Raw genomic sequence first — 13,761 nt, forward strand, 5'->3', positions numbered from 1 at the left:
GGGTCAGAGCTCGGGGCCGTCCCCGGGCTCCTCCTGGTAGGAGTAGCGCTGCTCTTCCCACGGGTCGCCGATGTTGTGGTAGCCGCGCTCCTCCCAGAAGCCGCGCCGGTCGGTGGTCATGTACTCGATGCCGCGGACCCACTTGGGGCCCTTCCAGGCGTACAGGTGCGGGACGACCAGCCGCAGCGGGAAGCCGTGCTCGGCGGTGAGCAGCTCGCCGTCCTTGTGGGTGGCGAAGAGGGTGCGCTCGGCGGCGAAGTCGGACAGCCTGAGGTTGGAGCTGAATCCGTACTCGGCCCACACCATCACGTGGGTGACGGCGGGCGCGGGCGGGGCGAGGTCCAGGATCGTGGCCGCGGGCACGCCGCCCCACTCGGAGCCGAGCATGCTGAACTTCGTGACGCAGTGCAGGTCGGCGACGACCGTGGTGTACGGCAGGGCGGTGAACTCGTCGTGGGTCCAGCCGTGCTTCTCGTCGTCGGTGGTGGCGCCGAAGACCCTGAACTCCCAGCGCTCGGGACGGAACTTGGGGACCGGTCCGTAGTGTGTGACGGGCCAGCCGCGCTGCAGTCGCTGCCCGGGTGGGAGTTCGAACCGCGACGCTCCCCGCGAACCGTCTTCTCCCGATTCGTTTCCCACCGGCTGACCCATGCCTCCATCCTGACAGACCCGGACCGATGCCCCTGACCCACCTCACTTACATTCGGGCAAACAGGGAGGACACCGTCAATCACGACTAAGCCTGTACTTACTTACTAAGTCAAGACTTACTGGACGATCTTCGATGCCGGTGCAATCATGCCGCGCAACACGCCAGTTCCCGTTCGAAGGAGCATCAAGCGATGCAGGGCGACCCGGAAGTCATCGAGTTCCTCAATGAGCAGCTGACCGCCGAGCTCACGGCGATCAACCAGTACTTCCTGCACGCGAAGCTGCAGGACCACAAGGGCTGGACCAAGCTCGCGAAGTACACGCGCGCGGAGTCCTTCGACGAGATGCGCCACGCCGAGGTGCTCACCGACCGCATCCTGCTCCTGGACGGCCTGCCGAACTACCAGCGGCTCTTCCACGTGCGGGTCGGCCAGAGCGTGACCGAGATGTTCCAGGCCGACCGGGAGATCGAGGTCGAGGCGATCGACCGGCTGCGCCGGGGCGTGGAGGTGATGCGGGCCAAGAACGACATCACGTCGGCCAACGTCTTCGAGGCGATCCTCGCCGACGAGGAGCACCACATCGACTACCTGGACACCCAGCTGGAGCTGATCGAGAAGCTGGGCGAGTCGCTCTACCTGTCGACGGTCATCGAGCAGACCCAGCCGGACGCGTCGGGACCCGGCTCCCTCTAGGGGCCGGGCGGCAGGGGCCGGGCGGCAGGAGCTAGGCGGCTTCGGGAAGCTCCGCGAGGACCGGTGCGCCCTGGTCGGCCAGCTGCCGGCGGGGGCAGGACCCGCGGCCGAGGAGCGCCTGGATGCGCCGTACGCAGCCGCCGCAGTCGGTGCCCGCCTTGCAGGCGGAGGCGATCTGCCGGGGCGTGCACGCACCGGCGTCCGCGTGGCTCTTCACCTGTTCCTCGGTGACACCGAAGCAGCTGCAGACGAACACGCGGTTCACCTCCCGGGCGGGGTACAAGGTCGTGCCGTACCGACGACCGGAGGGCCCGACTGATCGGTGAGGCAAACCTAACCTTACCCATCACGCCAGGCCGGCAAAAGTGGGAGGGGCGCGGATCCCGTGTGACCCGCGCCCCATTTCACCCGCCCGCCCGGGGGCGGACCGTCACTGGTCCCGGTACATCTCCGCCACCAGGAACGCCAGGTCGAGCGACTGGCTGCGGTTGAGCCGCGGGTCGCAGGCCGTCTCGTAGCGCTGGTGCAGGTCGTCGACGAAGATCTCGTCGCCGCCGCCCACGCACTCGGTGACGTCGTCACCGGTCAGCTCCACGTGGATGCCGCCCGGGTGGGTGCCGAGCGACTTGTGGACCTCGAAGAAGCCCTTGACCTCGTCGAGCACGTCGTCGAAACGGCGGGTCTTGTGACCGGAGGCCGCCTCGTAGGTGTTGCCGTGCATCGGGTCGGTGATCCAGGCGACGGTGGCGCCGGACGCGGTGACCTTCTCCACCAGCTCCGGGAGCCGGTCGCGGATCTTGTCCGCGCCCATGCGGACGATGAAGGTCAGCCGGCCGGGCTCACGCTCGGGGTCGAGACGCTCGATGTACTGGAGCGCCTCCTCGGGCGTGGTGTTCGGGCCGAGCTTGATGCCGATCGGGTTGCGGATCCGGGAGGCGAACTCGATGTGCGCGTGGTCCAGCTGCCGGGTGCGCTCACCGATCCACACCATGTGCCCGGAGACGTCGTACAGCTGCCCGGTGCGGGAGTCGACGCGGGTGAGGGCCGACTCGTAGTCGAGCAGCAGCGCCTCGTGCGAGGAGAAGAACTCGACCGTCTGGAACTCGGCCGGGTCCGTCCCGCAGGCCCGCATGAAGTTCAGCGCGTTGTCGATCTCCCGGGCGAGCTGCTCGTAGCGCTGGCCGGAGGGGGAGGACTTCACGAAGTCCTGGTTCCAGGCGTGCACCTGCCGCAGGTCCGCGTAGCCGCCGGTGGTGAAGGCGCGCACCAGGTTCAGCGTGGAGGCCGAGGCGTGGTACATCCGCTTGAGCCGCTCGGGGTCCGGGATCCGGGCCTCTTCGGTGAAGTCGAAGCCGTTGACGGAGTCGCCGCGGTAGGTCGGCAGCGTCAGGCCGTCGCGGGTCTCGGTCGGCTTGGAGCGCGGCTTGGAGTACTGGCCGGCGATCCGGCCGACCTTCACCACGGGCACGGACGCGGCGTAGGTGAGGACGGCGCCCATCTGCAGCAGGGTCTTCAGCTTGTTGCGGATGTGGTCCGCGGACACCCCGTCGAAGGCCTCGGCGCAGTCGCCGCCCTGGAGGAGGAACGCCTCTCCCTTGGCGACGGCCGCCATCCGGGCACGCAGCTGGTCGCACTCGCCCGCGAAGACGAGCGGCGGATACGACTCGAGGTCCGCGATCACTGCGCGCAGAGCCTCAAGGTCGGGGTACTCGGGCTGCTGCGCCGCGGGCAGGTCTCGCCAGGTGTTGCCAGCGCTCGGGCTGGTCTTAGCGTTCACGGTCACGCCTCAACACTACGGGGTCGTGTCACGCGGTTTTCGCGTGGCTCGACAGGTGAGACGGGACCCGGTGCGGGCCGCCGCCGCCGCATTGGTACTCCCACGCGCTTTTGAATCCGCATCACGGGCACCTCGCATTCCTGTCGCGCATATCGGGGCCGGCCCGGTCGCCGTCCCGTGTCCCGGGATGTGCCGCGGCGGCGCGCGCGGATGCGTTAGGGTCGGCGGCATGTTCGCGCACTCGATCCAGAACTGGTGGTGGACCGCTCATCCGGCGGCCCACTGACTGCGCGTAACGCAAGACTTCGCGAAGGCCGCCCGAGGGCGGCCTTCGGTGTTTTCGCGACCGGGACCGTCCCTCCTGAACAGCAGGGACACCACCCATGACACCGCGCACCACACCGCTCGACGGCCTCCTGGCCGACCCCCGCCCGTTCGCCCTGCTCCGCCGCCGCACCCCCGGCCGCGACCACGACGTCGTGGAACTGCTGCTCGGCCCGGTCGCGGAGCACGACAGACTCGCCGACCTGCCCGACGAGGGGCTGGCCCTGGTCCCCTTCCGGCAGATCCGCGAGCGCGGCTTCGACGTCCGCGACGACGGCACGCCGCTGCTGGTGCTCACCCCCGAGGAGCGCCACGACATCCCGCTCGCCGAGGCGCTCGCGCAGCTGCCCGCCCACGAGGTCCGGGTCGAGGGCGGCGGCTTCGACGTCGGCGACGAGGAGTACGCCCGGATCGTCGGGCGGGTGCTGGACGAGGAGATCGGGCGGGGCGAGGGCGCCAACTTCGTGATCCGGCGGACCTACGAGGGCCGGATCCCCGGGTTCGGGCGGGCCGACGCGCTGGCCCTGTTCCGGCGGCTGCTCGAGGGCGAACGGGGCGCGTACTGGACGTTCGTCGTGCACACCGGGGACCGCACGCTGGTGGGCGCCAGCCCGGAGGTGCACGTCCGCATGTCCGGGGGGACGGTGGTGATGAACCCGATCAGCGGGACGTACCGCTACCCCGCCGAGGGACCGACCCCCGAGCACCTGCTGGGCTTCCTCGCCGACGGCAAGGAGATCGAGGAGCTGTCGATGGTCGTCGACGAGGAACTGAAGATGATGTGCACCGTCGGCGACATGGGCGGGGTGGTCGTCGGGCCGCGGCTGAAGGAGATGGCGCACCTCGCGCACACCGAGTACGAGCTGCGCGGGAAGTCCTCCCTGGACGCGCGGGAGGTGCTGCGGGAGACGATGTTCGCGGCGACGGTCACCGGTTCGCCGGTGCAGAACGCCTGCCGGGTCATCGAGCGGCACGAGGCCGGAGGGCGGGGCTACTACGCGGGCGCGCTGGCGCTGCTCGGGCGCGATCCGGCCGGCGGGCCGGGGCAGCCGGCCGGACCCCAGACGCTCGACTCCCCCATCCTGATCCGCACCGCCGACATCGACGCCGAGGGGCGGCTGCGGGTGCCGGTCGGCGCGACGCTGGTGCGCGGCTCCGACCCGGCGGGCGAGGTCGCGGAGACGCACGCCAAGGCGGCCGGGGTATTGGCGGCGCTGGGCGTACGTCCCTCCCGACCGCGGGCGGAGGCCGGGCGGCCGGGGCTGGCCGACGACCCCCGGGTGCGGGCCGCGCTGGACGGGCGGCGCGCCTCGCTGGCCCCGTTCTGGCTGCGGATGCAGGAGCCGTCGGCCATGCTCACCGGGCACGCCCTGGTCGTCGACGCGGAGGACACCTTCACGGCGATGCTCGCGCACGTGCTGCGCTCCTCGGGGCTCACCGTGAGCGTGCGGCGCTACGACGAGCCGGGGCTGCGCGAGGCGGTGCTCGGGCACGAGGGCCCGGTGGTGCTGGGGCCGGGACCCGGTGATCCGGGCGACCAGGCCGACCCGAAGATGCGCTTCCTGCGCGCCCTGACCGCCGAGGTGATCGGGGCGAACCGGCACGGCGTCCTCGGTGTCTGCCTCGGGCACGAGCTGATCGCGGCGGAGCTGGGGCTGGACATCGTCCGCAAGGAGGTGCCCTACCAGGGCGCGCAGACGGAGATCGACCTGTTCGGGCGGCACGAGACCGTCGGCTTCTACAACAGCTTCACCGCGCGCTGCGATGACGAGGCGGCCGCCGAACTGGCCGCGCACGGCGTGGAGGTGAGCCGCTCGGCGGGCGGCGAGGTGCACGCGCTGCGCGGCGAAGGCTTCGCGGGCGTGCAGTTCCACCCGGAGTCGGTGCTGACTCTGAACGGTGCGGCGATCGTGCGGGAGCTGACCGGTCAGCTGCGCGGGACGAGCACGTTCTCCGAGCGGCGGCCCTCCCGGTAGTCGAGGACGTTGCGCGCCGTCGTCTCGACGATCTGGCCGACGGCGTCCTCGGTGTAGTACGCCTGGTGCGAGGTGACCAGCACGTTCGGGAAGGTGACGAGGCGGGCCAGGGTGTCGTCCTCGACGGCCTCGAGGGACTTGTCGAGGAAGAACAGGCCCGCCTCCGCCTCGTACACGTCAAGGCCGACGCCGGTGAAGCGGCCCTCGCGCAGCTCGCCGACGAGTGCGGCGGTGTCGATCAGGCCGCCGCGGCTGGAGTTGACCAGGATGGCGTCGTCACGCATCGCCTTCAGGGCGGACGCGTCGATCAGGTGCCGGGTCTCGGCCATCAGGGGGACGTGCAGGGTGATCAGGTCGGAGCGGGCGAACAGCTCCTCCTTCGGGACGTAGCGCATGCCCAGCTCCGCACAGGCCGGGTTCTCGGCGACGTCCCAGCCGAGCAGCCGCATGCCGAATCCGTGGGCGATCCGGGCGAAGGCCTCGCCGATCTTGCCGGTGCCGAGGACACCGGCGGTGCGGCCGTGCAGGTCCCGGCCCATCAGGCCGTGCAGGCGGAAGTCGAAGTCACGGGTGCGGATGGCGGCCCGCACGATCCGCCGGTTGACGGCCATGGCGAGGGCCCAGGCGAACTCGGCGACCGAGTACGGCGAGTAGTACGACACCCGGGCGACGGTCATGCCGAGCCGCTCGGCCGTGTCGAGGTCGACGTTGTTGAAGCCGGTGGAGCGCTGGGCCACCATCCGGGTGCCGCCGGCCGCGAGGATCTCCAGGACCGCCGCGCCGAGGTCGGCGTTGACGGAGGTGGACACGATCTCGTGGCCGGCCGCGATGGGAGCGGTGTCCTCGTTGAGGAAGACGTCCAGGCAGCGGATGTCCTCGAGGTCGCGGAAGGCCCGCTCGATCAGGGGCTTCTCGTCGGCCTGGACGCCGAAGGCAAGGATCTCCACGACCGCTCCCGTTCTGGTGGGCTCCGGGCCGAATATACGGCCCTCGGCCCACCGTCGCCGGTCGGCGGCCGGTCAGGCGCCCGTCGGCGGCCGGTCACCCGAAGAAGACGCCGACCTCGTCGTACAGCGCCGGGTCGACCGTCTTCAGCCGAGCCGTGGCGTCGGCGATCGGGACGCGGACGATGTCCGTGCCGCGCAGGGCGACCATCTTGCCGAAGTCCCCGTCGCGCACGCAGTCGATGGCGTGCAGACCGAAGCGGGTGGCCAGCCAGCGGTCGAAGGCACTGGGCGTGCCGCCGCGCTGGACGTGGCCGAGGACGGTGGTGCGGGCCTCCTTGCCGGTGCGTTTCTCGATCTGCTTGGCCAGCCACTCGCCGACCCCGGACAGCCGGACGTGCCCGTAGGAGTCCAGGGACTCGTCCTTGAGCACCATGTCGCCGTCGCGGGGCATCGCCCCCTCGGCGACGACCACGATCGGGGCGTAGGACGCCCGGAAGCGGGAGGTCACCCAGGAGCACACCTGCTCGACGTCGAAGCGCTGCTCGGGGATGAGGATGACATTGGCGCCGCCGGCCAGGCCGGAGTGCAGGGCGATCCAGCCGGAGTGCCGGCCCATGACCTCGACGACCAGGACGCGCATGTGGGACTCGGCGGTGGTGTGCAGCCGGTCGATGGCCTCGGTGGCGATGCCGACCGCGGTGTCGAAGCCGAAGGTGTAGTCGGTGGCGGACAGGTCGTTGTCGATGGTCTTGGGGACGCCGACGCAGGGCACGCCGTACTCGTCGGCGAGACGGGTGGCGACGCCGAGGGTGTCCTCGCCGCCGATGGTGATGAGCGCCTCGACGCCGAGCTTCGCGAGGTTCTCCTTGATGCGCCGGATGCCGTGCTCCCGCTGGAGCGGATTGGTGCGCGAGGAGCCGAGGATGGTGCCGCCGCGGGGCAGGATGCCGCGGACGGCCGGGATGTCGAGCGGGACGGTGTCGCCCTCCAGTGGACCGCGCCAGCCGTCCCGGAAGCCGGTGAACTCGTAGCCGTACTCCTGTACGCCTTTGCGGACGACGGCCCGGATGACGGCGTTGAGCCCGGGGCAGTCACCGCCTCCGGTCAGTACTCCGACCTTCATCGCGTAATCCCCTTGCCACAGTGGGTGGTTCAGGCCACTGCCACTGTCCCGCGTGGGGTCAGGCGTCGTCCAGACCTCGTTCTATCGCGTACCGCACCAGTTCCACCCGGTTGTGCAGTTGGAGCTTGCCCAGGGTGTTCTGGACGTGGTTCTGCACGGTGCGGTGGGAGATGACGAGGCGTTCGGCGATCTGCTTGTAGCTCAGGCCCTTGGCGACCAGGCGCAGCACCTCGGTCTCCCGGTCGGTGAGCCGGGGCGCCCCGGGTTCGTCGGTGCCCGCGGCCGGGGCGGGTTCGGAGGCGAGGCGTCGGTACTCGCCGAGGACCAGTCCGGCCAGACCCGGGGTGAAGACCGGGTCGCCGAGGGCGGTGCGGCGCACCGCGTCCCGCAGCTCGTCGGTGGAGGCCGACTTCAGCAGGTATCCGGTCGCGCCGGACTTCACGGCCTCCAGCACGTCGGCGTGCTCCCCGCTGGCCGAGAGCACGAGCACGCGCAGCTTCGGGTCGGCGCCGACGACCTCCTTGCAGACCTGGACGCCGGGCTTGCCGGGCAGGTTGAGGTCGAGCACGAGGACCTGGGGCGCGGCGGCCCGGGCGCGGCGCACCGCCTGGTCGCCGTCGCTCGCGGTGGCGACCACGTCGAAGCCGGACTCGGCCAGGTCGCGGGCGACGGCGTCGCGCCACATCGGGTGGTCGTCGACCACCATGACCCTGATCGGGTCCTGTCGTTCACTCATGGTCCGCTGCCTTTCCCCCACGCGGCGACGCCGCCGGTTGTTTCGGTGCCCTCAGTTCGACCTCCGTGCCCTGTCCGGGCACCGAGATCAGCTCGGCCGTGCCACCGAGTTCGCGCAGCCGGCCCCGGATCGACAGGGCCACGCCGAGCCGTCCCTCGCCCTCGGCCTCGGCGAGCCGCCCCTCCGGGATGCCGGGGCCCTCGTCGCGGACGGTGACGATCACCTCGTCCGGCTCGTCCTCGACCAGGATCCACGCGCGCGCGTGCTCACCGACGTGCTTGCGCACATTGTCCAGGGCGGCACCCACGGCGGCCGCCAGTTCCCGCGCGGCGACCGGGGGCAGCAGGACCGGAGCACCCGGCTCGGCGAGGTTCACCAGGGAGCAGGCGTACGGGGCGAGCAGGGCGCGCAGATCGACGGGACCGTCCGGCCCCTCCCCTTCCGATTCCTCCACCGCCCGTACGACCGCGCCCTCGGCGGCGTCCTCCGACACTCGGGAGACGGGCACCAGACCGCCGGAGACCAGGGTGCGCAGCGCCACTTCCTGCTCGCCGGCCATCCGGCCCAGCTCGGCGGCCTCGCCGCCGATGACGGCGCCGCGCCGCTGCACCATCGCGAGCACCTGGAGCACGCTGTCGTGGATGTCCCGGGCCAGCCGCTCCCGTTCCCTGGTCGCCGCCTCGATCTCCAGGGCGCGCGCGAGGGTGCGCTCGGAGGCGCGGGCGACCTCGACGACGTAGCCGATCGCGATGGAGGCGACCCACACGAGGATCACGTTGTGGACGGTGTCGCGGGCCGGGGTGCCGCGTTCGACCAGGTTGGCGACGGCGACGAGGGTGGAGGCGACGGCGGCCCAGCGCCAACCGCCCTTGACGGCGAAGGCCAGCACGGAGCCTGCGGTCCATATCGACGGCAGGGTCGGGCCGCCGTCCATGACCCGTTCGTGCGCGTCGGCGAAGGGCGTGAGCAGGATGCCGGTCAGCGCGACGGTGAGGTCGGCGGCGAGGAACCGCTTGGTGCAGCTCGCCGCGCCCGCGACCTTGGGGAGGGTGGCCAGGGTCCAGACGAAGAGGACGGCGTAGTAGGCGACGGCGAGCCAGGGGCGGGCGAAGCCGGAGTAGGCGGTGGCGAAGAAGCCGATCGCGTACAGCATGGTGAGCACGCGGTAGCCGGCGAGCGCGCGCCACAGCGGCTGCTCGACCGACATCCTCATGACCCGCTCGCGCCTGGCCATGTCCCCCCTCCCCCCGGTTACCGGTACGGGCGGACCGGCTAGGGCCCGGTCCGGTCCTTCTCGGCCTGCTCCTTCTGAGCCTGTTCCTTTTCCGCCTGTTCCTTCTCGGCCTGTTCCTTCTCGGCCTGGGCGAGCGCGGCCTTCGCCACCTTGCCCGCCTCCTTCTCGGCCTTCGCCGCCTCCGCGAGCTGCCGCTTCATGGCGGTCGCGTACATGTCGACGTACTCCTGGCCGGAGAGCTTCATGATCTCGTACATGACCTCGTCGGTCACCGCGCGGAGCACGAAGCGGTCGTGCTCCATGCCCTGGTAGCGGGCGAAGTCCAGCGGCTTGCCGATGCGGATGCCGGGCCGCATCAGCTTCGGCATCACCTGCCCGGGCGGCTGGATCTTCTCGGTGTCGATCATGGCGACCGGGAGGACGGGCGCCCCGGTGGCGAGCGCCACGCGCGCGAGGCCGCCCGGCTTGCCGCGGTAGAGGCGGCCGTCCGGGGAGCGCGTGCCCTCGGGGTAGATGCCGAACAGCTCACCGCGTTCGAGAACCTCTATGCCGCTCTTGATGGCGGCCTCCCCCGCGCCGCGCGCGCCGGAGCGGTCCACCGGGAGCTGGCCGACCCCCTTGAAGAAGGCGGCGGTCAGCCTGCCCTTGACCCCGGGGGTGTTGAAGTACTCGGCCTTGGCGATGAAGGTCACCTTGCGGTCGAGGACGGCGGGCAGGAAGAACGAGTCGGAGAACGACAGGTGGTTGCTCGCCAGAATGGCGGGGCCGTCGGCCGGGATGTGCTCCAGGCCTTCCACCCAGGGCCGGAAGGCGAGCTTCAGCGAACCCCCGACGGTGACCTTCATCGCGCCGTACAACAACCGAGTGCCTCCCGTGTCTGTGGGTCAGACCCTATCCCGGGGCGCCGTCAATGGCCCCGACGGCCCTGGTCGGTGTCAGTGCGGTCGCGTACGGTGAAGTAGCCGCAAGTACCCACGAGCACCGCACCCGACGTGCCGGCTGTGCCGGCCCCCTGACGACAGGAGACCGAGACGTGCCGGTCCTGCCCGGAGCCGAGCCGTTCCGCCACGAGGGCGGGGAGGCCGGCGTCCTCCTCTGTCACGGCTTCACGGGTTCCCCGCAGTCGCTGCGCCCCTGGGCCCAGTACCTCGCCGCGCGCGGCCTGACCGTGGCGCTGCCGCTGCTGCCCGGGCACGGCACACGCTGGCAGGACATGCAGGTCACCGGCTGGCAGGACTGGTACGCGGAGGTGGACCGCGAGCTGCGCGCCCTGCGCGAGCGCTGTGCGCGGGTCTTCGTGGCCGGCCTGTCCATGGGCGGGGCGCTGGCGCTGCGGCTCGCCGCCAAGCACGGGGAGGACGTCTCGGGCGTCGTGGTCGTCAACCCGGCGAACCGCATGCACGGCGTGGCCCAGCACGCCCTTCCGGTCCTGCGCCACCTGGTGCCGGCGACCAAGGGCATCGCCAGCGACATCGCCAAGCCGCTCGGCAGGGAGCTGGGGTACGACAGGGTGCCGCTGCACTCGGCGCACTCGCTGCGCGCCTTCTTCCGTCTCGCCGACGGCGACCTGCCGCAGGTGACCCAGCCGCTGCTGCTGCTGCGCAGTCCGCAGGACCATGTGGTGCCGCCGGCCGACTCGGCCCGCATCCTGGGCCGGGTGTCGTCGACGGACGTGACGGAGGTCCTGCTGGAACAGAGCTACCACGTGGCGACGTTGGACCACGATGCGGACCGGATCTTCGCGCAGAGCGTCGCGTTCATCGGCCGGCTCGCGCCCGGTTCCGTCAGGGAACCGGAGCCCGGTCTCGGCAAGGAAGGGACGGCCGCAGGTGGCTGAGCACGACTCCGACCGCGAGGACCGCGAGGAGCGCGAGGAGCGGGACCTCGAGCGGGAGCACCGCGAGGGACGGGAGCGCGCGGACGGCGGCCCCGAGGAGCAGGCCGTGCCCTTGGACGAGGACGCCGCCTGGGCCGCGATCGTCGCCGGGTACGGGGACGAGCCCCCGGACCCGCCGGGCGCGAAGCCGTTCAAGTCGGTCGAGGACCTGGCGCTCCTGGAGCCGGAGGTGAACGACGAGAAGCCCTCGGCGGACCGGCCCTCCTCGGCCCGGCCGCTGGGCAGCTCCGTCGCGTTCGCGCCCGGCGTGGGTCCCCGCGACCACACGCCCGCCGAGCCGGCCGAGGACGACTTCGACGAGGACGACGAGGGCCACTTCGTACCGCCCGAGCCGCCGCCGCTGCCCGACGCGGATCCCACCTCGAAGTTCGCCTGGCTGGGCGTCCTCGGCGGCCCGGTGCTGCTCCTGCTGGCGGTGGTGCTCGGCTGGGACATGACCTGGTGGCTGACGACCCTGAGCATCGGCGGCTTCCTCGGCGGCTTCGCCACCCTGGTCGTGCGGATGCGCACGGGTGACGAGGACGACGATCCGGGGCGGGGCGCGGTGGTGTAGGGCCCGTCCGGGATCAGGTGGTCGCGGGTACGCGGAGGGCGGTCAGGACCGGGAGATGGTCCGTGGCCGCCCTCAGGTCGTCCTCGGCTACGCCGGGCAGTCCCGACGGCACCCCGCAGCCCAGCACCTCGACGTCCTCGGTGACGAAGACCGCGTCGATACGGCGGTCCGGGGCGGTGGCGGGGAAGGTGTACTCGCCGCCCCAGGGCGCGGCGGTCCAGCAGTCCCGCAGTCCGTCGCCGAGCCGCCGGAAGGTGCGGCCGCCGGGGCGCTCGTTCAGGTCGCCGCCCGCCACGGCGTGCTTCACGCCCAGGGCGGCCAGCTGGTCGAGGAGCAGGCCGGCCTGTTCGTAGCGCTCGTCCGGTCGCAGCGACAGATGGGTGCTGAGTACGCCGAGACGGGCCCCGCCGACGCGGACCACCGCGCCGGCCAGGCCCCGACGGTGCTGACCGGGTGTGAGCGGGAGCAGCACGTCCTCGGTGCGCTCCACGGTGGCCCGCAGGGAGCACAGCAGCGCGGGGCCCGCGGCGGTGCCGCCGCCGGAGAGCAGCACCAGGTCCGCGGCGCGGGCCAGGCGGGTGAGCTTCTTGCGCCAGCGGAAGAAGCGGGGGGCCTCCTGGAGGAGGACGAGGTCGGGCGCGCAGGCCTTGATCACGCGGGCGAGGGCGTCGGTGTCGTCGCGCAGCGAGCGGATGTTGTAGCTCAGGACGCGGACGACCGCGGAACCGTCGGGTTCGGTAAAGGAGTTGGGAAGGGGAGGAAGGGAGGATGTCGCCATGCGGATCAAGATACGACGAGGCCCGTCGTCCCCGGACGGGGCTCGACGGGCTCGGTCGTACGAGAGACCTCGCGGCCCTTACATGATCGGGTCGGGTTCCCTCGCCAGGTCGGCCGCGCCGACCAGCCCTGCCTTGTTGCCGAGCCGGGCGGCGATCACGTCGGCGACCGGGCGCCAGTTGCCGCCGACCAGCCAGCGCTTGTAGGACTTGCGGATCGGGTCGAGGACCAGGTCGCCCTCGTCGGAGAGGCCGCCGCCCACGATGAAGGCGGACGGGTCGAACAGCGAGGCCAGGTCGGCGAGGCCGGCGCCGGCCCAGCGGGCCAGCTCCCGGTAGGAGTCGACGGCGACCGGGCAGCCCTGGCGGGCGGCGACGGAGATGTGCTTGCCCTCGATGCCCTCGGGGGTGCCGTCACCGAGCGCGAGCAGCACCTCGGCGCGCTCGGGGGTGGCGTTGGCACGCTGCTTGGCGTACCTCACCAGCGCCCGGCCCGACGCGTACTGCTCCCAGCAGCCCTGCGAGCCGCAGCCGCACAGCAGGCCGTCGGGCACCATGCGGATGTGCCCGAACTCGGCGGCCACGCCGAAGTGACCGCGGCGCAGCTTGTTGCCGATGATGATGCCGCCGCCGAGGCCGGTGCCGAGGGTGATGCAGATGACGTTGCGGTGGCCCTTGCCGCCGCCGAACTTGTACTCGCCCCAGGCTGCGGCGTTGGCGTCGTTCTCCACGACGACGGGGAGGCCGACACGGGCCTCGACCTTCTCCTTGAGCGGCTCCTGGCGCCAGTCGATGTTGGGCGCGAAGTAGACCGTGGAGCGCTGGCGGTTGACGTATCCGGCGGCGCCGATGCCCACTCCGACGATCTCGTGCCCCACGCGCGCGCCCTCGACCGCGGAGGCGATGGCGTCCACGATGGCCTCGGGTGTGCTGGGGGTCGGCACCTTGTGGGTCGAGAGGATGTTGCCTTCCTCGTCGACCACGCCGGCCGCGATCTTCGTGCCGCCGATGTCGACGCCGATGGTGAGTCCCATGAATCCCTCAGTTCGGTCGAGCCCCGCTAAGGGCAACC

General features: G+C 71.6%; 15 protein-coding genes. 5 read left to right on the forward strand and 10 right to left on the reverse strand.

The genetic code is table 11. The features are described 5' to 3' along the window. Positions 1 to 3: 3 nt before the first annotated feature. Positions 4 to 651 (reverse strand): sulfite oxidase-like oxidoreductase, encoded by a 648-nt coding sequence (locus ACGH7X_RS10735; protein WP_399884063.1) that lies wholly within the window; start codon positions 649 to 651, stop codon positions 4 to 6. 191 nt (positions 652 to 842) lie between these two features. Between ACGH7X_RS10735 and bfr the strand changes: the two genes are divergently transcribed. After that, positions 843 to 1,346, forward strand: coding sequence for a bacterioferritin (gene bfr / locus ACGH7X_RS10740; protein ID WP_399884065.1), 504 nt, complete (start codon positions 843 to 845; stop codon positions 1,344 to 1,346). Between the two features lie 31 nt (positions 1,347 to 1,377). On the opposite strand, the gene ACGH7X_RS10745 is transcribed toward bfr, so the two are convergent. Further along, on the reverse strand, positions 1,378 to 1,611 hold the full coding sequence (locus ACGH7X_RS10745; protein WP_399896917.1) for a bacterioferritin-associated ferredoxin: 234 nt from the start codon (positions 1,609 to 1,611) through the stop codon (positions 1,378 to 1,380). 165 nt (positions 1,612 to 1,776) lie between these two features. Beyond that, positions 1,777 to 3,129 carry a class II 3-deoxy-7-phosphoheptulonate synthase gene (locus ACGH7X_RS10750; protein ID WP_399884067.1) on the reverse strand — a complete coding sequence of 451 codons (1,353 nt, stop codon included), beginning with the start codon at positions 3,127 to 3,129 and terminating at the stop codon, positions 1,777 to 1,779. Between the two features lie 223 nt (positions 3,130 to 3,352). Here ACGH7X_RS10750 and ACGH7X_RS10755 point away from each other — a divergent pair, with 223 nt between their 5' ends. Then, positions 3,353 to 3,409 carry a trp operon leader peptide gene (locus tag ACGH7X_RS10755; protein ID WP_076973970.1) on the forward strand — a complete coding sequence of 19 codons (57 nt, stop codon included), beginning with the start codon at positions 3,353 to 3,355 and terminating at the stop codon, positions 3,407 to 3,409. Between the two features lie 97 nt (positions 3,410 to 3,506). Further along, entirely contained in the window at positions 3,507 to 5,423 is a 1,917-nt protein-coding gene (locus ACGH7X_RS10760; protein ID WP_399884069.1) for an anthranilate synthase family protein, read from the forward strand. Here ACGH7X_RS10760 and ACGH7X_RS10765 read toward each other — a convergent pair. The 5 genes from ACGH7X_RS10765 to ACGH7X_RS10785 all read right to left on the reverse strand — a co-directional run bounded on the left by ACGH7X_RS10765 (position 5,375) and on the right by ACGH7X_RS10785 (position 10,308). Further along, complete coding sequence (locus ACGH7X_RS10765) at positions 5,375 to 6,370, reverse strand: 2-hydroxyacid dehydrogenase (protein WP_399884071.1); 996 nt, start codon at positions 6,368 to 6,370, stop codon at positions 5,375 to 5,377. The two genes, ACGH7X_RS10760 and ACGH7X_RS10765, sit on opposite strands and share 49 nt — an antisense overlap. A 94-nt stretch (positions 6,371 to 6,464) precedes the next feature. Further along, on the reverse strand, positions 6,465 to 7,493 hold the full coding sequence (locus ACGH7X_RS10770; RefSeq protein WP_399884073.1) for a 6-phosphofructokinase: 1,029 nt from the start codon (positions 7,491 to 7,493) through the stop codon (positions 6,465 to 6,467). A gap of 58 nt (positions 7,494 to 7,551) precedes the next feature. After that, positions 7,552 to 8,229, reverse strand: a complete 678-nt coding sequence (locus ACGH7X_RS10775) for a response regulator (protein ID WP_399884075.1) — start codon at positions 8,227 to 8,229, stop codon at positions 7,552 to 7,554. After that, the gene (macS, locus tag ACGH7X_RS10780) at positions 8,222 to 9,463 is read right to left on the reverse strand and encodes a MacS family sensor histidine kinase (RefSeq protein ID WP_399884077.1); all 1,242 of its coding nucleotides are present in this window, start codon (positions 9,461 to 9,463) and stop codon (positions 8,222 to 8,224) included. The genes ACGH7X_RS10775 and macS overlap by 8 nt, the downstream gene beginning before the upstream one ends. 38 nt (positions 9,464 to 9,501) lie before the next feature. Continuing rightward, on the reverse strand, positions 9,502 to 10,308 hold the full coding sequence (locus ACGH7X_RS10785; RefSeq protein WP_399884079.1) for a lysophospholipid acyltransferase family protein: 807 nt from the start codon (positions 10,306 to 10,308) through the stop codon (positions 9,502 to 9,504). Positions 10,309 to 10,496: 188 nt separating this feature from the next. On the opposite strand from ACGH7X_RS10785, the gene ACGH7X_RS10790 reads away from it, so the two are divergent. Beyond that, complete coding sequence (locus ACGH7X_RS10790) at positions 10,497 to 11,300, forward strand: alpha/beta hydrolase (protein ID WP_399884081.1); 804 nt, start codon at positions 10,497 to 10,499, stop codon at positions 11,298 to 11,300. After that, positions 11,293 to 11,913, forward strand: coding sequence for a hypothetical protein (locus ACGH7X_RS10795; RefSeq protein WP_399884083.1), 621 nt, complete (start codon positions 11,293 to 11,295; stop codon positions 11,911 to 11,913). Before ACGH7X_RS10790 ends, ACGH7X_RS10795 begins: the two co-directional genes overlap by 8 nt. Positions 11,914 to 11,926: 13 nt before the next feature. On the opposite strand, the gene ACGH7X_RS10800 is transcribed toward ACGH7X_RS10795, so the two are convergent. Both ACGH7X_RS10800 and ACGH7X_RS10805 read right to left on the reverse strand, forming a co-directional pair. Beyond that, a complete protein-coding gene (locus tag ACGH7X_RS10800; RefSeq protein WP_399884085.1) occupies positions 11,927 to 12,691 on the reverse strand; it encodes an endonuclease/exonuclease/phosphatase family protein in 765 nt (254 codons plus the stop codon). Between the two features lie 78 nt (positions 12,692 to 12,769). Further along, entirely contained in the window at positions 12,770 to 13,723 is a 954-nt protein-coding gene (locus ACGH7X_RS10805) for an ROK family glucokinase (protein WP_399884087.1), read from the reverse strand. Positions 13,724 to 13,761: the final 38 nt, after the last annotated feature.

Origin of the sequence: Streptomyces sp. BBFR51 (assembly GCF_044591655.1) — a bacterium.
In the GTDB taxonomy this organism is placed as follows: Bacteria; Actinomycetota; Actinomycetes; order Streptomycetales; family Streptomycetaceae; genus Streptomyces.

Excerpts from the sequence above, each read along its gene's own strand:
- ACGH7X_RS10735 (WP_399884063.1), bottom strand. The coding sequence starts at position 651 with ATGGGTCAGCCGGTGGGAAACGAATCGGGAGAAGACGGTTCGCGGGGA.
- bfr (WP_399884065.1), top strand. The coding sequence starts at position 843 with ATGCAGGGCGACCCGGAAGTCATCGAGTTCCTCAATGAGCAGCTGACC.
- ACGH7X_RS10805 (WP_399884087.1), bottom strand. The coding sequence starts at position 13,723 with ATGGGACTCACCATCGGCGTCGACATCGGCGGCACGAAGATCGCGGCC.
- ACGH7X_RS10775 (WP_399884075.1), bottom strand. The coding sequence starts at position 8,229 with ATGAGTGAACGACAGGACCCGATCAGGGTCATGGTGGTCGACGACCAC.
- ACGH7X_RS10785 (WP_399884079.1), bottom strand. The coding sequence starts at position 10,308 with ATGAAGGTCACCGTCGGGGGTTCGCTGAAGCTCGCCTTCCGGCCCTGG.
- ACGH7X_RS10770 (WP_399884073.1), bottom strand. The coding sequence starts at position 7,493 with ATGAAGGTCGGAGTACTGACCGGAGGCGGTGACTGCCCCGGGCTCAAC.
- macS (WP_399884077.1), bottom strand. The coding sequence starts at position 9,463 with ATGGCCAGGCGCGAGCGGGTCATGAGGATGTCGGTCGAGCAGCCGCTG.
- ACGH7X_RS10800 (WP_399884085.1), bottom strand. The coding sequence starts at position 12,691 with ATGGCGACATCCTCCCTTCCTCCCCTTCCCAACTCCTTTACCGAACCC.
- ACGH7X_RS10760 (WP_399884069.1), top strand. The coding sequence starts at position 3,507 with ATGACACCGCGCACCACACCGCTCGACGGCCTCCTGGCCGACCCCCGC.